General features: G+C 35.4%; 19 protein-coding genes and 1 pseudogene. 17 read left to right on the top strand and 3 right to left on the bottom strand.

Translation table 11 applies throughout. The features are described 5' to 3' along the window. Nucleotides 1-13: 13 nt before the first annotated feature. Nucleotides 14-1201 (top strand): annotated as a pseudogene (locus tag OEV98_RS05460) (CDP-glycerol glycerophosphotransferase family protein); the annotation flags it as partial. A gap of 177 nt (nt 1202-1378) precedes the next feature. Next, complete coding sequence (locus tag OEV98_RS05455) at nt 1379-2440, top strand: glycosyltransferase family 4 protein (protein ID WP_263072202.1); 1062 nt, start codon at nt 1379-1381, stop codon at nt 2438-2440. Between the two features lie 1093 nt (nt 2441-3533). Here OEV98_RS05455 and OEV98_RS05450 read toward each other — a convergent pair. Together OEV98_RS05450 and OEV98_RS05445 are read right to left on the bottom strand one after the other, a co-directional pair. Next, nucleotides 3534-4499, bottom strand: coding sequence for an LCP family protein (locus OEV98_RS05450; protein WP_263072201.1), 966 nt, complete (start codon nt 4497-4499; stop codon nt 3534-3536). Nucleotides 4500-4591: 92 nt separating this feature from the next. After that, nucleotides 4592-5230, bottom strand: a complete 639-nt coding sequence (locus OEV98_RS05445; RefSeq protein ID WP_263072200.1) for a YigZ family protein — start codon at nt 5228-5230, stop codon at nt 4592-4594. Nucleotides 5231-5856: 626 nt separating this feature from the next. Here OEV98_RS05445 and OEV98_RS05440 point away from each other — a divergent pair. The 14 genes from OEV98_RS05440 (at nt 5857) to OEV98_RS05375 (ending at nt 19587) form a co-directional block, all read left to right on the top strand. Beyond that, nucleotides 5857-6993, top strand: a complete 1137-nt coding sequence (locus tag OEV98_RS05440; RefSeq protein ID WP_263072199.1) for a sensor histidine kinase — start codon at nt 5857-5859, stop codon at nt 6991-6993. A 93-nt stretch (nt 6994-7086) separates the two neighbouring features. Continuing rightward, a complete protein-coding gene (locus tag OEV98_RS05435; protein ID WP_263072198.1) occupies nt 7087-7776 on the top strand; it encodes a response regulator in 690 nt (229 codons plus the stop codon). 372 nt (nt 7777-8148) lie between these two features. Next, nucleotides 8149-8991, top strand: coding sequence for a DegV family protein (locus tag OEV98_RS05430; RefSeq protein WP_263072197.1), 843 nt, complete (start codon nt 8149-8151; stop codon nt 8989-8991). Between the two features lie 232 nt (nt 8992-9223). Further along, a complete protein-coding gene (locus tag OEV98_RS05425) occupies nt 9224-10720 on the top strand; it encodes a DEAD/DEAH box helicase (RefSeq protein WP_317633786.1) in 1497 nt (498 codons plus the stop codon). A gap of 42 nt (nt 10721-10762) precedes the next feature. Next, nucleotides 10763-11485 carry a ComF family protein gene (locus OEV98_RS05420; RefSeq protein ID WP_263072196.1) on the top strand — a complete coding sequence of 241 codons (723 nt, stop codon included), beginning with the start codon at nt 10763-10765 and terminating at the stop codon, nt 11483-11485. A 163-nt stretch (nt 11486-11648) separates the two neighbouring features. Beyond that, entirely contained in the window at nt 11649-12038 is a 390-nt protein-coding gene (locus OEV98_RS05415) for a TIGR03826 family flagellar region protein (RefSeq protein ID WP_263072195.1), read from the top strand. A 156-nt stretch (nt 12039-12194) separates the two neighbouring features. Further along, nucleotides 12195-12464: a flagellar biosynthesis anti-sigma factor FlgM gene (flgM, locus tag OEV98_RS05410; RefSeq protein ID WP_263072194.1), complete on the top strand. Its 270-nt coding sequence runs from the start codon at nt 12195-12197 to the stop codon at nt 12462-12464. Nucleotides 12465-12533: 69 nt separating this feature from the next. Next, nucleotides 12534-13025 carry a flagellar protein FlgN gene (locus OEV98_RS05405; protein WP_263072193.1) on the top strand — a complete coding sequence of 164 codons (492 nt, stop codon included), beginning with the start codon at nt 12534-12536 and terminating at the stop codon, nt 13023-13025. Nucleotides 13026-13079: 54 nt separating this feature from the next. Next, nucleotides 13080-14639, top strand: coding sequence for a flagellar hook-associated protein FlgK (gene flgK, locus OEV98_RS05400; protein ID WP_263072192.1), 1560 nt, complete (start codon nt 13080-13082; stop codon nt 14637-14639). Nucleotides 14640-14746: 107 nt separating this feature from the next. Further along, a complete protein-coding gene (gene flgL / locus OEV98_RS05395; RefSeq protein WP_263072191.1) occupies nt 14747-15619 on the top strand; it encodes a flagellar hook-associated protein FlgL in 873 nt (290 codons plus the stop codon). Between the two features lie 322 nt (nt 15620-15941). Further along, nucleotides 15942-16385 carry a flagellar assembly protein FliW gene (gene fliW / locus OEV98_RS05390; RefSeq protein WP_263072190.1) on the top strand — a complete coding sequence of 148 codons (444 nt, stop codon included), beginning with the start codon at nt 15942-15944 and terminating at the stop codon, nt 16383-16385. Between the two features lie 4 nt (nt 16386-16389). Next, nucleotides 16390-16617, top strand: a complete 228-nt coding sequence (gene csrA / locus OEV98_RS05385; RefSeq protein ID WP_263072189.1) for a carbon storage regulator CsrA — start codon at nt 16390-16392, stop codon at nt 16615-16617. A 146-nt stretch (nt 16618-16763) separates the two neighbouring features. Beyond that, nucleotides 16764-17576: a flagellin N-terminal helical domain-containing protein gene (locus tag OEV98_RS05380; protein WP_263072188.1), complete on the top strand. Its 813-nt coding sequence runs from the start codon at nt 16764-16766 to the stop codon at nt 17574-17576. Between the two features lie 73 nt (nt 17577-17649). Beyond that, entirely contained in the window at nt 17650-19587 is a 1938-nt protein-coding gene (locus OEV98_RS05375) for a tetratricopeptide repeat-containing glycosyltransferase family 2 protein (protein ID WP_317633785.1), read from the top strand. 161 nt (nt 19588-19748) lie between these two features. Here OEV98_RS05375 and OEV98_RS05370 read toward each other — a convergent pair whose 3' ends face one another. Beyond that, entirely contained in the window at nt 19749-22289 is a 2541-nt protein-coding gene (locus OEV98_RS05370; RefSeq protein ID WP_263072187.1) for a methyltransferase domain-containing protein, read from the bottom strand. Between the two features lie 329 nt (nt 22290-22618). On the opposite strand from OEV98_RS05370, the gene OEV98_RS05365 reads away from it, so the two are divergent. Beyond that, nucleotides 22619-23818, top strand: a complete 1200-nt coding sequence (locus OEV98_RS05365; protein WP_263072186.1) for a CynX/NimT family MFS transporter — start codon at nt 22619-22621, stop codon at nt 23816-23818. Nucleotides 23819-23923 lie beyond the last annotated feature (105 nt).

Below are 23923 nucleotides of genomic sequence, written 5' to 3'. Positions count from 1 at the left end.
TGAGAATAATACAATGAAAAAAATAATAAAAAAGCTAAAAAAAGCGCCAATCATCCTGTATAAATGGGTATTTCAAATCGTAGGCTGTTTGCCTGCCAATTCAAAAATTATTATGTTTGAAAGCTACCTTGGCAAGCAATATTCATGCAACCCACGGGCTATTTATGAATACTTAAAGGAGCATCATCCGGAATATAAAATGTATTGGAGTATTGATCCGCGTTTTGTAGATAATTTTAAAGAGAAGGATGTAACAATTGTTCCTCGTTTTTCGATTAAATGGTTATTTTTAATGGCACTGGCGAAATATTGGGTAACTAATAGCCGCATGCCATTGTGGATACCAAAGCCTAGACATACGATTTATTTACAGACTTGGCATGGAACACCATTAAAAAGACTTGCAGCAGATATGGATGAGGTCCATATGCCAGGAACAGATACAGATAAGTACAAGGAAAATTTTTTAAAGGAATCAAGTAACTGGGATTATTTAATATCACCAAATGCTTATTCTACTGAAATTTTTCGACGTGCCTTTCAATTTAATAAAGAAATGATTGAATCTGGATATCCGCGGAATGATTTTTTATATAATGCAAATACTGAAAAGACAGTAGTTAATTTTAAGAAACAATATGGCTTGCCATTAGATAAAAAAATTATCCTGTATGCACCAACATGGCGAGATGATCAGTTTTATTCCGTAGGGAAGTACAAATTTGATTTAGAGCTTGATTTCGGTCGGATGAAGGAACAATTAGGTGAGGAGTATTGTATTATTTTACGCTTGCATTATTTAATTGCCGAGAATTTGGACCTTAAGGAGTACGAAGGCTTTGTTTATGATTTTTCTAATCATGAGGATATTCGTGAGTTATATTTATTATCCGATTTATTAATTACAGATTATTCCTCTGTATTTTTTGACTACGCTAATTTAAAACGACCTATGATATTTTACGTATATGATATTGATGATTATCGAGAGCGATTACGTGGTTTTTATTTCGATTTTGAAAGCAAAGCGCCTGGACCATTAGTGAAAACAACCGATGCAGTCATCGAGGAAATTAAACGAATAAAGGATAATGGTTTTCTTCCAGTAGCAAATTTCGAGGCATTTTATCAGAAGTTTTGCCAATGGGAAAATGGAACATCGGCACAAAAAGTTGTAGATCAGGTTTTTTTGAAAAAATAAAAATAACTATGCAACTTAAATGTAGCCCATTTCGTCTAATGTAGTGTATCAATGGGAAAAAACTAACAGATCTAATGGATTTAGCTTGTATTAATTTGTAAATTTGCTACAATAAATTCAAACTGTATATTTTAATGACGCTATATTTAAAACAGAATATTAAGGAGGATTCTCCTCATGCTATATGTGTATGTGATATTGACTTTTCTTGTATCATTTATCATAACGCCATTTATCATAAAACTATCGAAAAAATTAGGAATCGTGGATAAACCAAATGAACGGAAAGTCCATTCGAGAGATCTTCCTTTACTTGGTGGATTAGCAATTTTTATCAGTTTTCTTATTGGTGTGCTTGCCGTTAGTCCGGATCACGTAGTGCATTATTCGCTTCTATTAGGAAGCTTAGTGATTATCGTAATCGGCATTATCGATGATAAATACGAAATTCGTGCTAGTACTAAATTTATTGGCCAATTAGTTGCCGCAGGGATTGTCATTTTCTTCGGAGATGTTCAAGTAGGCTACATAAACTTGCCATTCGGTGGCGTATTAGATTTTGGATTTTTAAGTATTCCAATTACCTTTCTATGGATTATCGGTGTCACAAATGCTATTAATTTAATCGACGGATTAGATGGCTTATCCGCTGGTGTATCTGCAATTGCTTTAATTGCAATCGCAGGGATGGCATTTATTATGAATGATATTTATGTATTAACCATTGCCGTATTATTAGTTGGTAGTATTCTTGGATTTTTACCATATAACTTTCATCCAGCTAAAATCTTTATGGGAGATACGGGGGCATTATTTTTAGGCTTTATGATTGCGGTTTTATCGCTTTTAGGCTTTAAAAACATTACCTTTATCTCATTTATTGTTCCGATATTAATTTTAGGTGTACCGTTATCTGATACGATATTCGCGATTATTCGGCGAATTGTTAACAAGAAACCATTCTTTGCGCCAGACAAAGCACATTTGCATCATTGCTTATTAAAATTAGGATTTTCCCATCGCCAAACCGTTATTTTAATTTATTCCATTAGTGCAATGTTTGCTATGTTTGCGTTTATTTTCTCGATGACTACCCTATGGGGTTCCATTTTGTTAATCACGATCGTCCTATTGCTGATCGAATTGATGATTGAAAAGATTGGATTAATTGGGGAACAATATAAACCAATCCTACGGCTAATAGAAAATATCCGTTATAGTATTACGAGAAATCGTTAATGAAGAAACTGTCCTGAATTCATTGGGGAACCGATGGATTTAGGACAGTTTTTTTGTTCTATTACTTCATTCTATTGGATTTCAACAAAAAATCTAATGTTAAAACCGTTTGATACCCACGATCACAAGGAAATTGTACAAAGAAGAAGAGCAAAAACCGTTTGATAACCATCATCAAAAGGAAAACACCCGAAAAAGAAGGGTAAAAACCGTTAGATACCCACCATCAAAAGGAAATCATCCGAAAAAGAAGAGCAAAAACCGTTAGATAACCATCATCAAAAGGAAAACGCACGAAAAACCAGCACGAAATCCGTTAGATACCCGCCATCAAAAGGAAATCGCCGAAAAAAGAAGGGTAAAAACCGTTAGATAACCTTGATCAAAAGGAAATCATCCGAAAAAGAAGAGCAAAAACCGTTAGATAACCACGATCAAAAGGAAATCGCCCGAAAAACCAGCACGAAATCCGTTAGATATCCACCATCAAAAGGAAATCGCCGAAAAAAGAAGAGCAAAATCGGTTAGATACCCACCATCAAAAGGAAAACACCGAAAAAAGAAAGGGTAAAAACCGTTAGATGACCTTGATCAAAAGGAAATCATCCGAAAAAGAAGAGCAAAAACCGTTAGATAACCATGATCAAAAGGAAATCGCGCGAAAAACCAGCACCAAGTCCGTTAGATACCCACCATCAAAAGGAAATCGCCGAAAAAAGAAGAGCAAAATCGGTTAGATACCCACCATCAAAAGGAAATCGCCCGAAAAAGAAGAGCAAAATCGGTTAGATACCCACCATCAGAAGGAAATCGCCGAAAAAAGAAGAGCAAAATCGGTTAGATACCCGCCATCAAAAGGAAATCACCCAAAAAAGAAGGATAAAATCCGTTAGATACCCACCATCAAAAGGAAATCTCCAAAAAACAAGAGTAGAATCGCCTTCATAACTTCGATCAAAGATACAGTCCCAACCAAAACCTTAAGGAATGAATATTCCCTCCATTACAAAAAAACACACCGCCTACATGTGCAAGTGAATCATAAATGGATTCAACAGAGCGCCATTGTGGCAGTGTGTTTAATAAAGACATATTAATCAATCTCTAAATGCTCTTTTAACATTTGCGAAATTTCGTTAACGGATTCTTCTCTTAATTGGTAGTAATAAATGCCATTAATTCTGCTGTTGTCGCCTTCTAATGCATAGGAATCAATCGCGCTGATTGATTTTGCATATGGATGAAGGGCAACTATATTTTGGAATGTTAAATTTGTTGTCATGTTCTCGCCAATACCATCTAACACATCATCATATTTTGTAATGGATGATAGGCTAGCACTCTTTTTAACAATCGCAGTAATTACTTGTTTTTGTCGTTCGCCACGACCAATATCACCTAGTGGATCCTGTTTGCGCATACGAACAAATGCAAGGGCTTCTTCTCCACTTAATGTTTGTGTACCTTCTTCAAGTGTGATGGCATTTTTCGTATCATTACTGTCCATCTCAGAGAATGTAAATGGAACGTCAACTGTTACACCACCAAGTGCGTCTACTACATCAATAAATGCATCAAAATTTAATTTTACATAAAAATCGACTGGAACATCAAATAATTCTTCCACAGTAGAAACTGCTAAATCCACTCCGCCAAAATAATGTGCATGGGTTATTTTATCTTGTCCATGATCTGGAATATTTACGTAAGAGTCCCGTGGAATACTTACTAATTTAATGGAATCATCATTTTTATTAAAAGTAGCAAGCACAAGTACATCTGAACGACTCTTTGTTTGACCTTTCCGTTCGTCAACACCAATAAATAATACAGAAAAATTATCTTTTCCTGGATAAACAGCATTTACCCGTTTTGCCGAGCTATCGCCACGGTCTAATTGTTTAAAGGCTGCATTCGTCATATCTGCAATCTTACTTGTTAAATGAAAGCCAAAGACTAATGCAACAGCAAGCAATAGTGCAATGGGAGTGAGAAACCATACCCATTTTTTACGCTTTTTACGTTTCTTGCGCTTTTGGGCACGTGAATTTATTTCCATATATATAATCTCCTTTTTTCCTAACTTATGAACAATGAATCTGCTTTTTTTATATTTATACGAAATGAATAAAACTAGTATTCTAGTTACTCTTATTCTTCTACATCGATTTCTAAATAAACCGTATCGCCCTCACGAATGTCAGCCTGACCATTTGTACATTCCGTCAGCCAATCGCAAAATGCATTTTCCTTACTAAATTCAACATATGTTTCGATCTCTACTTTTTCTAAATAATGAATGTCTTTGACTTGGTAAATAGAGGAACGGAGCTCATTTTCTACTTTTCCAAGCCATGTATAGTCAATCGTTGTATGCATCACACGCATTAATTTTCGTTCTACAAGTCCAACAGCGGTTAATCCTTCGGAGGTTGCTTTTCCGTAAGCGCGAATTAACCCCCCAGCACCGAGCTTGATGCCGCCGAAATAGCGTGTAACGACAACTACACTATCCTTCACATTTCTTTTTTTCAAAACCTCTAGCATAGGTACTCCAGCAGTACCGCTTGGTTCCCCATCATCATTCGCTTTTTGAATTTGGTCATGCTCGCCAATTAAATAGGCAGAACAATTATGGGTTGCGTTATAATGTTGTTTCTTTATTTGCTGAATAAATTCCTGTGCTTCTTGCTCTGATTCCACTCGTTTTATATGAGCAATAAATCGAGATTTTTGAATAACGATTTCGTGTTCACCGAAACCTTTTACCGTTTTATAGTTCGTTCGCACAGAAATCGCTCCCTTCAAAATCAGTAAATATACTCACCATATTATAATTGTAATCGACAGATATCGCAATGATTCATCTCCGTTTTCCATTAATCTACAAAAATTACCAAAAATATTACGGTCGCCACATTTCGCTGTAAGGAAAGAAAAATAATACCAGTTTGTAAAAAGGATGTTTTCCCTAATAATAAACGTGGTATTATAATAAGTAACTATTCATCTCAATTCTAAAGCTACGGAACAATGGTAATCCATGATATTTTCCAAAAATCATTAGTTTTTGAAATGCGCAGAATGAACTGCTGAGCAAACGGATTAATCTGGATGTCAATTTTATAGGTAAAAAGACCCAAACCTTCCTTTTAATATCTCATACTAAATAACGATTTTTTTACAATTGGTAATTTTTTCTTGTGTATTAGATAGTCTAATAGTGCTTTTCGAGCTAAAATATTATTTGTAAATCAAACAAGGACTATCTAACCAAATGAATGACAAGAGAAGCTGTTTACTTTCTTATCAATGTAAAAACAAACGAACTCATATAACCTTTATTTCCGTATTTTATGTTCTTTAGTAGAGAGTAAGCGGAGCGATTCTGTGTTTTAACCTTTTGGAGGTAGATTATGGCAATAAAATCTTTTGATGTGAAAGTCCTTGATGAGATTTTAGAAAATATGGTCGCAACGGTTGGCAAAAGCAAAGATGAAATTTATAAAATTAGTGAGAGCTGTCGTAATGATCTTCAGCGTACGATAGAAGAGCTAAATAAAGTAAAAGAAATGGTGGACAATATAATAGATGAAGGAGATCGACTAGAGTCTGATGTCCGGGTTGCAAGAAAGCGGCTTTCTGAGGTTAGCATGTATTTTAATCGGTATACAGAGGAAGAAGTTCGCCATGCCTATGAAAATGCCCATAACCTACAAATGAAGCTAACGATGACGAGACAAATTGAGAAGCAGCTCCGGGATAAACGAGATGATTTGGAACGGAAGTTGATTGGCTTACAGGAAACCATTGATCGTGCAGATCAGCTCGTTACACAAGTATCTGTTGTGTTAAATTACTTAACGGGCGATTTAAAAGATGTCTATGAATTTATAAAGGATGCAAAAGAAAAACAAGAATTTGGTTTGAAAATTATTGAAGCCCAAGAAGAAGAGAGAAAGCATATTTCACGTGAAATTCATGATGGTCCCGCGCAAATGCTGGCAAATGTTATGATGCGCTCCGATTTAATTGAAAAGATTTATGAACAAGATGGAATCGATGCAGCACTTTTGGAAATTAGGCAATTAAAAAAATCGGTTCGTGATGCACTGTACGAGGTCCGTCATATAATTTATGATTTGCGTCCTATGACATTAGATGACCTTGGCCTTGTACCGACACTGAAAAAATATTTACAAACGATTGAGGATTATTATCAAACAGCGAAAATTATGTTTGTTTATATTGGCGAAGATCGGCGGATTGCTTCCAAAATGGAGGTTGCATTATTCCGTATGATTCAAGAGTCTGTGCAAAACGCAATGAAGCACGCAAATGCGAATACCATTCAAGTAAAGCTAGAAATGATGAAAAATCGGATTACAGCTTTAATAAAGGATGATGGCATTGGCTTTGATCAATCGCAACGAAAAGAAGGATCATTCGGATTACTTGGCATGAAGGAAAGAGTAGAATTACTTGACGGAGCATTAACCGTTGATTCGAAGCCTGGCCGTGGAACAACAGTAATTATTTCGATACCATTATAGGAGGGGTGAGTACCAGTTCCAATTTACTGGTACTCAAATGGCATCTTTACAATCGAACAAAAGGTTGGAGAAAGAGACTAGGAGGGGAATATTATGAAAACAAAAATATTGATTATTGATGACCATCAATTATATAGAGAAGGTATTAAACGGATTTTAGAATTTGAAAAATCATTTGAGGTAGTCGGAGAAGGCAGCGATGGAGGCGAAGCATTAAATTTAGTGAAAAAATGTAAGCCAGACGTTGTTATTATGGATATCAATATGCCTCATATGAATGGGGTAGAGGCAACAAGACAACTCATTCAAGTATATCCAAGTACAAAGGTCATTATTTTATCGATTCACGATGACGAAAATTATGTTTCCCATGCATTACAAACAGGGGCAAGTGGCTATTTGTTAAAGGAAATGGATGTGGAATCATTAATAGAAGCGGTTAAAGTAGTAGCAGATGGAGGATCCTATTTACATCCAAAAGTTACCCATAATCTTGTACAAGAGTTCCGGAGGTTGGCTGAATCTGCCTCTAATCAGGAAAATGGTATTTATGGGAGAACAATGGAAATCCGTCGACCATACCATTTGTTAACAAGAAGAGAATGTGAAGTACTCCAACTATTAGCCGAAGGAAAAAGTAATAAAAAAATTGGAGAAACATTGTACATAAGTGAAAAAACAGTGAAAAACCATGTAAGTAATATTTTGCAAAAAATGAATTGCATAGACCGTACACAGGCGGTTGTGGAGGCTATTAAAAAAGGCTGGGTAGAGGTAAGTTAATCAGTTATATACCAAGGATTCTTCGTTGTTTTGTAGAATATATAAAATTAATAGAGGCTCTTTTTAAAAGATTATCATTAAAAATTGTAATATCTTTTAAAATGAGCTTTTTATTTTTGCAAATATTTTTGTTAGCTGAATCGTAAACTAAAGTAACAACAAGAATGCAAGTCTACATTGGACAAGAAAGTCATCCACTGCAAAGTAATGGTACCGAGAAGGAATCGATAGACAATCTGTTCGCTATTCTCTAAAATGGAGAATGGATAAAAAACTTACAAGATTCTCGAACAAGCACAAACTCTGTATCCCTGTTGTCATGTATTTGGAAAAAGGACGTTTTAGAAAAAATAAAAGAAGGTAGGTTTTTACATGAAAACTGCGGTCGTAACCGATAGTACGGCATATCTCCCGAAAGAGGTGCTCGAGAGGCTTAACATCCACATGATTCCTCTCAGTGTCGTATTTGATAATGAAACATATAAAGAAGAAGTAGAAATTACAGCAAGTGATTTTTACGAAAAAATGAAGGAAAGTAAAGAGCTACCAACGACAACCCAACCATCGATTGGTATGTTCGTACAGCTATTTGAAAAATTATCGAAGGAATATGATGCAGTCATTAGCATCCATTTATCCAGTGGAATTAGCGGCACCTATCAAGGAGCAATTACTGCTGGTAATATGGTGGAAGACATTCAAGTGTTCGCCTATGATTCAGAAATAAGCTGTATGGTGCAAGGGTTTTATGCAGAAGAGGCAGCAAAAATGGCTTTAGCTGGAAAAGAACCAAAGGAAATTATTGCGCGCTTAGATGAGCTGAAGGAAACAACAAGAGCGTATTTCATGGTAGATGACTTAACAAATTTACATCGTGGTGGCCGTTTATCTGGTGCCCAAGCATTAATTGGTGGCTTGCTTCAAGTGAAACCACTTCTTCACTTTGCAGATAAGGTTATTGTTCCGTTTGAAAAAATTCGGACACGAAAAAGAGCAATGAATCGAATTGTCGAACTTCTAGCGGAGGATGCAGCGAAAGGTATTCCTTATCGTGCAGTCATTATTAGTGGAAACGATGAGGAAGCGGCATTAGAATGGAAGGCGGAACTGGAGCCACAGTTTCCAAATGTTGAGTTTCGAATTAGTTATTTCGGTCCTGTAATCGGCACACATCTTGGAGAAGGTGCGATGGGACTTGGTTGGATGAAGAAATAATGAAAAGGCAATACTATTAAACGAACTTATTTATTTATATTTTTCCTATTTTTTTATTTGGGGCTTGATTATCACGGTAGAAGTTTCTATTGTATAATTAAGCCTCTTTTCCTATACCTCTTCCCCTAAAAGGGGAGCATTTCTTTTCAAAATCCTATCCATTAATTCGTTGTTAGTCCTACCTATTACACCTTTCCTTTTTTTATTAATTCCAAAGCAAGGAGGTATTATTTTGTTATTTTTAGCTAAAGAAAATCGCTTGACTCCTAGTGCGTTGCTAGAGGACAAAGCTGGAGTGGAACTACAGCGGATTTCGGATATCGCAAGCATTCCAGATTATCCAGTCGATTCGCATTATCCGTATGTAAAAGAGCTCCAACTATTTTTATCGGGAAGGCAATTATTATTAGAAGAAATCCCTTTTGCTTTAGCGATCATTCATGAGCATGTACTCCATGGCTATGTACGCTATCTGCCTGGCATTGTATTTCATGACAACAAATATCAGTGTCAACGATGCGGAAATGATGAACAGCGACTATTTGGTTCCTTTGCATGTGCGAGATGCCAGAAGCAATGCTCCTATTGTCGGAAATGCCTGATGATGGGACGAGTAAGCCAATGTACACCATTATTGACATGGTCAGGACCTGAGCCGGCCTTTCGTTTTCCAAATGCATTGGCATGGGAAGGTACATTATCTATTGCACAGAAAGAAGCAGCAGAAAAAATTCGGGAAGCAGTGGAATCGAATGGAGATCTCCTTGTTTGGGCTGTATGTGGTGCAGGAAAAACAGAGATGCTTTTCTATGGCATGCAAGCGGCACTTACTTTAGGAAAACGTGTCGCAATTGCAACCCCACGTACCGATGTTGTTTTGGAACTAACACCGCGGATGCGCCAAGTTTTTCCAACTGTTCCGATTGCTTCTTTATTTGGAGGGAGTGAAGAACGCCATCTATTTGCACCGATTGTTATTACGACTACACACCAATTATTACGGTTTAAGGAAGCATTCGATGTCATGATCATCGATGAAGTAGATGCATTTCCATTCACTGCCGATAGGATGCTTCAAAACGCAGCTGCCAAAGCTAGAAAGCAAGGCGGAACGGAAGTTTTTTTAACAGCGACCCCTAGCATTGAATGGCAAAGGGAGTGTGCACAGCGAAAGAGAAATCATTATATTTTACCCGCAAGATTTCACCGCCACGAATTACCGATTCCGAAATTTGTATGGTGTGGTAATTGGAAAAAGTCTCTAAAAAAAGGACGGATTCCAAAGAAATTACTGCAATGGGTATTGCAACGTCTGAAAACTGGTAAGCAATCCTTCGTATTTTTTCCACATATTCAATTAATGGAGCAGTCCCTCCCCCTTTTTCAACAATATCACCCAGATATACAGGCAGTACATTCGGAAGATCCTAACCGAAAAGAAAAAGTCCAACAAATGCGCAACGGCAAAATTCCGCTGTTGCTGACGACAACAATATTAGAACGGGGGGTTACGATTCCGAATCTCGATGTAGCTGTCTTAGGAGCAGAAGACGACACCTTTACGGAAAGTGCACTTGTCCAAATTGCTGGCCGTGTCGGTAGAAGCCAAAACGATCCAACAGGAGATGTCAGCTTTTTTCATTACGGAAAAACAAATGCAATGATACGCGCGCGAGCCCAGCTATTACGGATGAATAAAGAAGCGAGAAAAAGGGGATTAGTTGATTGATTTGTTAAGCAAGTACTAAATATAGGGAGCAGGGGGGAACATATGCAATTATTCATAAAGGAATATTGTCTATATTGTGATGGAGAAATTGCACCACAAATTGATTGGGGAAGTTTTTTTCTCGGACCAGAGAAAAAACTGCTTTGTGAATCATGTAAAAATCGTTTCGAAAGAATTAATGGTGCAACTTGTCGAATCTGCTGTCGGCCGATGGAGCAAATAGCGGAACAATTCCAGCATGATGATTTATGCAATGATTGTCTTCGCTGGGAATCAAATAGGAAATGGAAACATGTACTAAATCAAAACAGCTCCTTATTTGTGTATAATGACTTTATGGCAGAGGTGATTGCACGTTTCAAATATCGTGGTGATTATCTACTTGTTCAATACATTGCCGAACAAATTAAACCTTTAATCGTAAAGCACTCCTTTGATTATCTTGTTCCAATTCCGTTAAGCAAAGAACGACTATATGAGAGGGGATTTAATCAAGCGGAAGCAATCGGTAAAGCTGCAGGATTCCACACGACGAATCTACTAACGAGGGTACATACAGAAAAGCAATCTAAGAAAACAAGAGCAGAAAGAATGGATCTCGAACAGATTTTCCGTATTGCCTCGCAAAGCCCTGCCATCGACGGAAAATATATTCTACTAATTGATGATATTTATACTACAGGATCCACACTTCGCCATGCAGCTTATGTATTGAAAGCAGCTGGAGCGGCTCGCGTCCAATCCGTTACAGTCGCTAGAGGATAGCAAAAAATAATTTCATAATTTAAGTAAAAATTTTACAAATATTAATAGAAAACTAGTATAATAAGAATGATAAAGGATTTTGACGAAAAATGATGAAAAAATAAACCATCGATGATAAAGCTTTGCATAAAGGATAAAACAAACATCAAATTGAGGTGAAAATATGAATTTAGCCAACTGTGAAAAATGTGGCGAGCTTTTTGTGAAGATTGCAACTCGCGAATTATGTAATAATTGCTTTCAAGAAGAAGAAGAAGCATTCAAAAAAGTAAAAGAGTTTTTAGCAGACAAAAATAATAAATCTGCTTCCTTAATCGAAATGTCAGAACGAACGGGTGTAGAAGAAGATTTAATCTACAAGTTTATTCGAAAAGGACGAATTCAAGTATTTAATTCCCCAAATATTACCTATCCGTGTGAAAACTGTGGAAAAGAAATTCGTTCTGGTAAATTATGTGAAGAATGTTTAACCGAAATGAAAGAAGGTCTAGCAGAGCTAGCAAAAGTAAGCAACCAGAAAAAAGTAGAAGGAACCTTCTATTCTAAAGGATAATAGCATTGAACAGTGATACTTTTTTTCGAAGAAGTATCACTGTTTTTTTGTCCTCAAATGGAGCGACACTTTTCCGGAGAAAAAAAATTAAACATCTACTCGATTTGACCGATATAAAGGGTAAGGAAATGTACGTTGGAAAGTGAGGTATGAAAGATGAAAATTAATAATTTTGGAACCTCGAGTGTCAATCCATATCAGCGTGAAATGCAAAAGATGGAAAGCTTCCAAACAAAAACAGGAAAAGCAACGGACAAAATTGAAATTTCTTCAGAAGCAATAAAGCTTCAGCAACAGCAACCAATTGAGCCAAGTCGCCAAGAAAAAATCGCAGCCATTAAGGCAAGTGTAGAAAAAGGAAGCTATGATCTAAATCCACAACAAATTGCCGTTAGTGTTTACAATTATCATGTAAAAAATAAGTAAGGAACTTTTACTACCAATAGTAATCTTTGCAAAACGTAATGGAAGGCAATCGTTAGAAAGGTGAGCGCAATGACATTCGCAGCATTAATCAAGATTTTAGAAAAACAACGACAACTACATACAAGCCTCTACCAGCTTGCAGTAGAAAAAGTAGAGATAATTAAAAATGGTGATATTCATGCGCTGAACCAAATGCTGAAAGATGAACAGTCGCATGCGGCAGCGATTACGATGATGGAAAAAGAACGGCTCAAAGCCATTGCAGTAATTTTTCCAAATTCTAGTCAACATCGAACCATACGTGACTGTATTGCATTAGCTGAAGGGGAAGAAAAAATAAAACTGATAGAGCTTCATCAGGAATTAGTATCAATATTGGAAAACACAAAGAAACAGAACGACTTGAATGAACAATTAATCTATCAATCGTTAAAATTCGTAAATTTTTCCTTGAATCTATTACGACCAAAACAAGGCGCAGGGACGTATGCTCCACCATATGGAAAACAACAGCAAAGACCGGCTAATGGATCAACTTCTGTATTTAATTCTCAAGCATAATTGAACGGTTTGAAATATGCTTGATAAAATCATTAACGAATTGGAGGCATCCTCATGATCTCAACTTTTCATGGATTGGAAACGGCAAAACGAGGATTGAATGCACAAAATGCCGCGCTCACAACTAATGGTAATAATGTCGCAAATGCCAATACTGCCGGATATACGCGACAAAAAGTAAATACAGTACAGACCCAGCCTTTAACTGTTGGTGGTATGAATCAATCGCAAATTGGAACAGGAGTAGAGGTACAATCCATTCAACGAGTGCGTGATCAATTTCTGGATGCCGAGTATCGACAGGAAAATGGGCAGCTTGGTTACTATAATTCACTTAGTTCCTCGCTTTCTCAAGTTGAAAATATATTAAATGATACGCAAGGGAACGGCTTAAATAGTGTAATGGACAAATTTTGGAGCTCCATGCAGGATTTAACGACAAATCCAGATAATTTAGGGGTACGCCAAGTAGTTGCGGCAAATGGTCAAATGGTGGCCGAGACGATTAATTACTACTACCATTCGATCTCAACTGTGCAGGAAGATATCGGCAAGCAAATTACTAGTAAGGTTGATCAAATAAATAGTCTCGTTTCTCAAATTGATCAATTAAATGACCAAATTGCAAAGGTAGAAACAACAGGACAGTTACCAAATAACTTATATGATCAACGTGATGTACTAGTAGATAATTTATCTAGCATCGTTGATATAAAAGTTACGAGTGTTGTCCCGAACAATTATGCGAAGAAAACGACTGGTGCAGAAGGGCTATACCAAATTGAAATAGTCCAGGACAATGGTGCTTCGTATTCTCCACAGGCAACGTTAATTCAAGTCGATCGTACGACGGGGAATTCAATTGCCAATACTGTAAGTGTTTCTGGAGAGAACGGGGAAACGAATTCCTTAACTAGTCCGATAACACATTTGAATGTAGGAGAAAGCCAAATTACGAATATGAATTTTTCCGGTGAGCTCGGGGGCCTAATCGAAAGCTATGGCTATCAGACAGCAGATGGTGTTAGTGGACAGATTCCGGAAATTCTAGAGAAATTGAACAATCTAGCATCTGCCTTTGCAAATGAATTTAATGCGGTTCATGAGCAAGGATTTGGATTAAACGGGGAAACTGGCTTGGCCTTTTTTGAGCTTGGGGAAACAGGTCAGCCGGCAGCCAAGGTTATAAAAGTTAATAGTGATATTTTAAATAATCCAAGTTTATTAGCAGTTGCTAGTGGAACGGCTAGTAGTGAAGATTTCAGTAATAATGAAAATGCAGTCAAGCTGACAAATCTCCAAACAAAGAATTTTTCCGAGTATGTTACCAATGCTTCCTTACCTGCCAACATGCAAAAGGGGAATATTTCTAGTTATTATTCTAGTATTATTGGTGATATTGGTGTTAAAGTACAAGGGGCAAATAGTAATCTGCAAACAGCCCAAACGCTTACCGAGTTAGCCAATAATAATCGTCAATCCGTGAATGGTGTATCATTAGACGAAGAAATGGCGAACTTAGTAATGTTTCAACACGCATACAACGCATCCGCGAGAATGGTCAGCGTAATCGACGAAATGCTTGATACGATTATTAATGGGCTCGGAAGGTAATATGAAGGAATGTAGAGTGTATGCAGTCTGCGGACTATATTCTTTCTATAGACTCATGAAACAATCGCTTATGATAAATGAAGCTTACCCGCTTAGGAGGGATACTAATGCGCGTTACTCAATCGATGATTTCCAATAATATGACAAGAAATATAAATAGTAGCTATAACAAAATGAATAAGCTTCAAGAAACAGTAAATTCGCAAAAGCAATTTTCTAGACCATCCGATAATCCAATGGCAGCTGTTCTTAGCCTGAACTACAACTCCTCCATTAATCAGCTAGAGCAATATGAACGTAATATTGGAGAAGTTAATAATTGGCTGTCTACTACGGAAACAACGATAAATGAAGGCATCGATGTATTAAATCGAATTCGTGAGCTTACAGTAGAAGGGGCTAACGGTACAGCACTAGGAGCGGATCGAGAAGCTATTGCAAATGAAATGAGCGAATTGAAGAATCATTTAAAAGACCTAGGAAATGCACAAGTAAATGGGAAATATATTTTTAATGGCTCTAACACTAGTGTCAAACCAGACGGAACATTTTCCGAAGGCTCTATTAATATTGAAATATTCCAAGGTACACAGGTGACTGTGAATACGAATGGTGAAGAATTATTTGGAACGATTTTAGCAGATGACAGTTCCAGTGTGTTGACGAATTTAATTAATGACTTGAATGATCCGAGTAAATCAGAAGATGACATCGGGAATTATCTTGATGAAATTGATGGCATACTAGAACAGTTTTCTAAGGAACAATCTAAAATAGGCGCGAAACAACTTCGCGTGGATTTGTTTGAAAATAGACTAGAAAACCATGAAGTGATGGCAACTGATTTGCTTTCGAAAAACGAAGATGTCGATTTGGAAAAGGTGCTAATCGATTTAACCACTCAACAAACAGTCCATCAAGCATCATTATCTGTAGGTGCCAAACTAATCCAAACTACGTTAATGGACTTTTTAAAGTGAGGCTGGGACATAACAATTGATGTTTAAATGTAAGACGAACAATAATTCGGATAGCGGAGGAAATATACGTAGACTCCTGCAGGAAAAGCATGAGCCGAAGACCCCGCACGAAGCGTAGCGAAAGGAGGAGGCTAAGGCCATGCCCGCGGAAAGCGAAGTATATTTCCGGAGCGAATTTACCTACTTAACTTTGTTCGGATTCTCTTACATAAAAATACTTTTGTCCCAGCCTCTTCTTTTTAAATGACCATTTAAATATTTTCATGCTAACAATTTCAATCCATATATATAAACAAAAATTATTTACTTAGTAGGTGGCACGATGAAATTACAAACAAAATATTTTGGTGAAATTTCTATTGAAGATAAAGAAATCATATGCTTTGAAAATGGTATTCCTGGTTTTTTAGAGGAAAAGGAATTTATTTTTTTGCCTTTAACCGATGGTAGTATTTATTATGTGATGCAATCCGTTCGTACAGCAGAACTTGCATTTATTGTTACAGATCCCTTTGTATTTTTTAAGTCCTATGATTTTACGCTGGATGATGCAACAGTGGATCAGCTTGCTATTCAAAAGCCAACAGATGTTAAAGTATGGACAATTCTTACCTTACACGATCCTTTTGAAAATACAACCGCAAATCTCCAGGGACCGATTATCATCCATTCGAAAAATCGACAGGCGAAGCAGGTAATATTAAATAATCCGTCATATACGACGAAGCATCGGTTATTCACTAATCCTGCAGCGGTGAAGGGGTGATTCGATGTTAGTCTTAACAAGAAAAACGGGGGAATCGATTCAAATCGGCGATGGAATTGAAATAAAAATTGTTTCTGTTAAAGGCGACCAAGTGAAAATTGGGATAGAAGCTCCGAAAAATGTAGAAATTTATCGGAAGGAAATCTTTGAACAAATGCAAGAGTCTAATAAAGAGGCAGCAACAACTGCACCAAGCTTAATCGACTTACTAAAAAAATCACAAAATAAATAAAAAAATTTTAACGAAAGGCTAAACACCTTTCGTTTTTTGTCGATATAAGGAATGTAAAGGCGAAGAAGGCGGCCGACTTCTTTACCGATATATAAACTTTTGGTCCACAAGGACGTGGACAACCACATTCAAGGAGGAAATTTATAATGAGAATTAATCACAATATTACTGCACTTGGTGCACACCGTAACTTAACTGGTGCAAACAATGCACAAGCAAAATCAATGGAGAAATTATCTTCTGGCTTACGTATTAATCGTGCAGCAGACGATGCAGCTGGTCTAGCAATCTCTGAAAAAATGCGTTCTCAAATTAAAGGTTTAGATATGGGAGCAAAAAATGCTCAAGACGGTATCTCTTTAATTCAAACAGCTGAAGGTGCTTTAAACGAAACACATTCTATTTTACAACGTATGCGTGAACTTTCCGTTCAAGCTGGAAATGAAACAAATACAAGTACTGATGTGGAAAAACTTCAAGCAGAAGCAGATCAGCTTGCAGAAGAAATTACTAGAATCTCTTCTGATACAGAATTTAACAAAGGAAAACTTTTAAATGGTTCTGCAGGTAGTGATGGTACAGTAACACTTCAAATCGGTGCTAATGCTGGTCAATCAATTTCTGTTCAAATTGGAACAATGGATGCTTCTACAATATTAGGTTCAGCTACACTTGACATTTCGAGTTCAACAGCAATTGGTTCAATAGACGCTGCTATTGAAACGGTTTCTACTCAACGCTCAAAATTAGGTGCTGTACAAAATCGTTTAGAGCATACAATCAATAACTTAAGTACATCTTCTGAAAACCTAACAGCTGCAGAATCTCGTATTCGTGACGTTGACATGGCGAAAGAAATGATGGAGCAAACGAAGAACTCCATTCTTGCTCAAGCTTCTCAAGCAATGCTAGCTCAAGCAAATCAACAACCGCAAGGAGTTTTACAATTACTTCAATAATCATAATAAAAAAAGGTATCGTGATTATTCACGATATCCTTTTTTATCAAATTAAAGGATTGTGACAAAGAATATGCAGAAATGTTTATCACTATGTATGATTGTTAAGAATGAAGAAAAGGTTTTGGCTAGATGTTTGGATTCGGTGAATGGAATCGTTGATGAAATAATTATAATTGATACTGGTTCTACCGATGCATCAAAGGATATTGCCAGAAAATATACAAATCACGTTTATGATTTCACTTGGACTGGAAGTTTTTCTGAAGCACGAAATTTTGCCCAACAATATGCAAGCGGACAATGGATTTTGGCTCTTGATGCCGATGAATATGTAGATGGAGATAATTTAAAAGAAACTATTAAACAATTGAGGGAAAATGAAGTTTCTAATAGTCCAATTGAGTCCTATTCTGTAAAAATTATTAATTTCACAGGCAGTTACGGAGAAAATATAGTTCAGCATTACCATTCGCGAATTTATAAAAATAATGGCCATATCAAATATTATCGGGACATTCATGAACAGCTAGGGAAAACAAATGGTGATAAATTAGAATCTGCAATTTCCCCATTGAATATATACCACTCAGGCTATTTAAATTCCACAATAAAAGCGAAAGATAAAAACAAAAGAAATACAGAGATTCTTCATGTTGAAATAAGCAAATCTGGAGAATCAGGGTATGACTACTATAATTTAGGCAATGAGTATAAAGCAGTTGGAAAGTTAGAAGAAGCATTAGACGCCTATACAAAAGCTTTTCAAAAAAAGGGAAATATTGCCTATTCTTGGGTTCCGAATAATATTATTCAAATCATTAACTGTTTAACACAACTCAATCGTTTTTCAGAAGGCTTAGCGGTTATTGCTGATGCTGGGCAGTTATATCCAAGATCACCTGAATTTATCTGTCTAAAATCCAATATTTATGTACTTCAGCACCGATACGAAGATGCGAAAAATGAATTGCTTTACTTACTAAATAATAAAGATAAGTATCAACAGTATTTAATTAGTATTGATAGTTTAGAATTTATACCGCATCGATTGCTAGGATATATTTACGAGAGCCAAGAGGATTATGAGGCTGCATTTTTACAATATTCACAGGCGCTTGCTTTCAATCAAACGAATCTTGAAATGATTGCGAGAATGATTCGTATTTTATTAAAATTTCATAACTCGAAAGAGATTACAAGCTTTGTTAAAAAGCATGGCTGGGACAAACAAAGTTTTATTCTGCAAACAATTATTTTTGTTTTATTGAATAATAATCAAGCTGATTTTGCGAAAACGTTTATTAATGATTTATCTTTACTAGAGGATGTTGAAAATCTCCGATTAAAAGCTGAATTAGTCGATGGTCATGTGGAATATGTATATGATCAACTAAAATCTAAATCTATGCATGAATTGGAAACAGTGATAAGTAAAAAGCAACTAGATCTTCAAGATTTGATATTAGTAGGATTACAAATGAATGATACCAATCTTCTTGAAAAAATATATCAGCATTTAGATAATCAAGAGGAAAAAATGTACGTGAATTTATTGCGAGGCAATTCAAAAAATGTTGCAGTGAAGGATCCTGCCTATTTACTGAACTTAATGGAAAAAGCTATCCAATATAAACAATTTGCTTTATTTGAGTCTTTGATACCGTTAAAGGATTATTATGACGAATCTATCAATCTAACAATTGGTCATATGCTATATCGGTACCAATTTAAGGAAATTGCAGTATCGTTTTATCAGGAAATGGGTAGTTTAGAAAAATTTGATGACCAGGCATTTTTGAATGTAATACAAGAATTTATAAGGGAAAATGAAAATAAAGATGCATTAGAATATGCTATATTTGCTATTGATAATGGTAGAGATGATTTTCGTTTATACAAATATGCTATTGAATTAGCAATACAAAATAATCAAATTGATTTGAAAAAGGATTTAGTAAATACTGCGTTAATAAAATACAATGACAGTAGCTGGTTAACAATTGTATAGTAGTTGTGAACTTATATAAAAAATATGCTCGGCCCGATTGGCTATTACTATTAAAAAGGGACATCCAAATTGACTTTGTGGATGTCCTTTTTTCTATCGTTTATTCAGATAATTTCACGATAAAGTTATTGACCAATCTTTCAAACCAAATCTTAATATTATTATTTTCTAGCAGATAATAATAATACATGTCCTACAGAGCGAACGTTTGTAAAATTCCAGTCCCCTGCATCATGTGTAAAACTATCATCTATTTTAAAACCAATAGAAGTTAGCATATCGATTAAAGTAGAAGGTTCAAAATAAAATAAATGTTCATAAGATGCATTGTAGCCAAACCAATTTTCTCCATTAAAAATCCCTTTTCTATGGTTTGGAGTTGAAATAAAGAGCTTTCCATTAGGTTTTAAGATTCTAAAAATCTCCTTTAGCTCTCTTTTTGGAGAAATATAATGTTCTACTACATCCCATAGAGTTATACAATCAAAGTAATTATCTGGAAACTTAACATTTTGTAGCTCGTCATTATACACTTCTATTCCTAATTTTTTTGCAATTGAATAACTTTCCGAGGAAATTTCAATTCCGTACGTTTTCCAGCCAGATTCTTTTGCGTAAGATAAAAATTCGCCGTTTGCACAGCCTATATCTAAAATAGTTTTTTCCTTATTAGTTTTGGTGGTATTATTAATCCAATTTAAACGAGGTTTAAACATATACCCTTTATCTTCATTAAAATAATCATTATTATAGCCAGCAACTTGAGAATGAGTATAATAACCAAAATCATAAAGCTTATGCAGTTTGGAACTTACTGGTATTTTTTCTAAATAAGCTAGTCCACAATTGGTACATGAAACGATATTTTGATTGTCGGGGCGGGTGATTACTAAAGTACTATTTACCTCACCACAGTTATCACACACTTGAGTCTCTGTAAATAAATTTTTCCAATTAGTGAATCTATCATCTTTATTTAATAGTTTGTCTATCAATTGTATGGAAATAAAATGGGATTTTTGAGCATCACTATGCAGACCTAGTCTGGTTAGCATTGCCTTTAAGTTTGTATGAAATAGTGGACTATTTTCACTCATAGAGACATCCCTAAAATTATTATAAATATTTAATGCATCTTCTATTCTTCCAACTTCAACATAATAATTAGCAAGTTCTAACTGATATATTTCTGAATTTGTAGGAAGATAATTTATTAAATCCAAAACGAGTTCTAATTTTCTTATGCAGTAAAATAGATGGATATTGATGAGTACATCTATTCCTCTATTCATTTGTAATTTTAGTTCAGCTTTATTTACATCATTTACAAATGGGTTAGTTAATACTATATTACAAGCATCCTCTATTCTGTTATTCAAATAAAGAGCTATTACATATTGTTTAAGTGTGAACATATCCCCTTTTACTTCATAAGCAGTTTTACTATCTTCTAGAAATTTTTCAATATTTGATTCTGCATAAGTAAGACTATAGAGAGATTTTATTATTGGGTTTTCATTTTCCGCTAAAAATGTTCCCCAATTTTGTTGCATATCATTTATAACTTCATTTTTATGAGCTTGGTTCGTTTTATTCTCATTCAATATGGATAAAAGATCTTTTGCTCTTTTTGACCATGTATTATTTGCTATAAATGTATTAATTGCTTGCATGTCAAGCTCAACATTTAAAAATTCGTTAATACTATTAGAAAATTCGAAATGGTTATTACTTGTTGCAATGAATCCATTATTTATACATAGATCTGGTAAACCTGTAGAAACAACTGGCAAACCACATGTCAAGTACTCATATAGTTTTATTGGGTCACAGTTAATTATGAGATCAATATCATCACGGAAAGGAATAATACCTACATCCATATATTTGAGATAATTTTTTAATTCCGCATGTTTTTTTGGCCCTAACAAATATAAATTTTGATAAGTTTTATTAATGATAGTTCCGTTTTGTGGCCCAATTAAAATGAAGGATTTATCTGGGTTAGATTCAATTACTTTATAAAACAGCTCTGTATTAAACCATTTGTCAATTGCTCCCATATAAACAATTCGTGGTCCAGGAATATTTTTTATATCATCTGGCTCAGTATCTTTAGAAGACAAAATGAAATCTTCGGTATTTACTGCGTTTTTAGATAAATAAACATTATCTCTCCCTATTGATTTATCAAGAAAAAGGGAAGAACTAGTTGTTAAAATAATATCAGCTTTATCCATTAATATAGCTTCATTTTCAATATCATTTTTAGATGACCAATACGAATAAGTTAAATCTGAATGATCATCTACACAGTCATAGACTAAAGAATATTTAGCAGAGTCTAAGGCTGTGATTACGTGAATATAAGCGGGGAGATAGGTAATTATCACATTATCATTTTCACTATTTTTTGGTAGTAGAAATTGACATATTAATTGATAACTAATTGTTGATACCGGGATATTATTTATGGCTTGAATAGGTGAATAAATATAAACGCCATCAATATTTTTTGTTTCTTTAATATTAATTTCCAGAATATCTGTTTCACTTATATCGGATTTATTCATCGATACTTGTCGATATGCCGGCTCAATAAAAGTAACTGTATTTCCAAGTTTAGCTAAAGCACGAGCCATATGATGTGGCCTTTGGAGCATATCACTCCACCTGCAGGATGATAAAATAATAATATTCAAAATATATTAATTCTCCTTTTTTCTAATTAGTTTATCTGCCTATTGCTTTTATTGACTTTTTAGATAAAATACTATTATTGTAATTATACTCTATCATTTTACCGTGAGATAATACTATTTTAAAGGATTTTTCTTAAATAATAATTTCATTTCTATCAATTACGATGGATGTTTTTGTTATAACTAATTGAATAGAAATTATAGGGATACTATAAACTATAACTATTATTATGATATAGTATTGAAGGTGTTTTAAAGGAATTTTTAAAGAATACTTTCCCATAGGACAAACATCATTTAATTGCTTGTTAACCGAAAGGAGCTTCTTAGTGGAAATACAGAAGTCAGAAATTAAAAATAGATCTTATTATCTCTCGTTTTTTATAGCCGGTATTGTGTTGGTAGCATTTAATCTGCGGCCAGCAATTACATCCATCGGGCCATTGGTAGGAGAAATTCAATCGGCTGTTGGATTATCCGGATGGAGTGCAGGATTGTTAACAAGCTTGCCACTGCTTGCCTTTGCTGCCGTCTCACCGATAGTGCCAAGCTTAGCCAGTCGCTTACATAACGAACGAACACTATTATTAGGCTTATTCTTTCTTATTGTCGGTATTGCCGTACGTTCTATATCCAATATTACCTTATTATTTACAGGTACTATCCTAATCGGTGTCGGAATTGCAATATGTAATGTATTGTTACCAGGGATTGTAAAAGAAAAATTCCCAGACAAAGTCGGTCTGATGACAAGTGTTTACACAACTGCAATGAATGTTTTTGCAGCAATCGCATCTGGTATTAGTATTCCAATCGCCGTAGGAATGGGATATGGCTGGCAAACTGCATTACTTGTATGGATGATACCCGTTATTATCGCATTGATTATTTGGTTTTATTTAGCAAAAACTAGCCCATCCGCAAATAGCACAGTCATTCATGAGGAAGCAAAGGATACAAAGCTATGGCAATCTGCATTGGCTTGGCAAGTAGCATTATTCATGGGCTTTCAATCAACACTATATTACGTCACGATTGCCTGGCTACCAGCAATTTTACAAAATAATGGACTCAATAGCACACAAGCTGGCTGGATGCTTTCCTTTACACAGCTTATCGGTCTACCGGCAGGATTCATCGTTCCAATTATTGCTGGTAAAATGAAATCACAAAAATCATTAGCAATTATTATGGGCTTACTAGCAGTCATCGGATATGGTGGATTACTTATTGGGACAAGCTACTTTGCCATGATGCTAAGCATTGTCCTGATAGGAATATCTTTAAGCGGTAGCTTTGCACTATCGTTAACTTATTTAGGGATGCGAGCAAGAGATGCGAAACAAGCATCTGCACTATCTGGTATGGCGCAATCCATCGGCTATTTATTATCTGCTATCGGTCCGATTCTCATTGGTACATTGTATGACATTACGCAAGCATGGACGATCCCAGTTGGCACATTAATTTTCGTATCCATACTTGTCACTGCTCTAGGAGCAAGTGCCGGAAGAAATAAATTTGTTTAATCATATATAATTATTCGAACGAATGAAAGCACACATGGGAAATAAATCTCATGTGTTTTTTTCTATAAATTTACAGATTATCGTCTTATAAGGTTAAAAAAATTA

The organism is Perspicuibacillus lycopersici (genome assembly GCF_025660475.1).
Lineage (GTDB): Bacteria > Bacillota > Bacilli > Bacillales > Caldibacillaceae > Perspicuibacillus > Perspicuibacillus lycopersici.
This window is presented reverse-complemented; position numbering and strand designations above follow the sequence as displayed.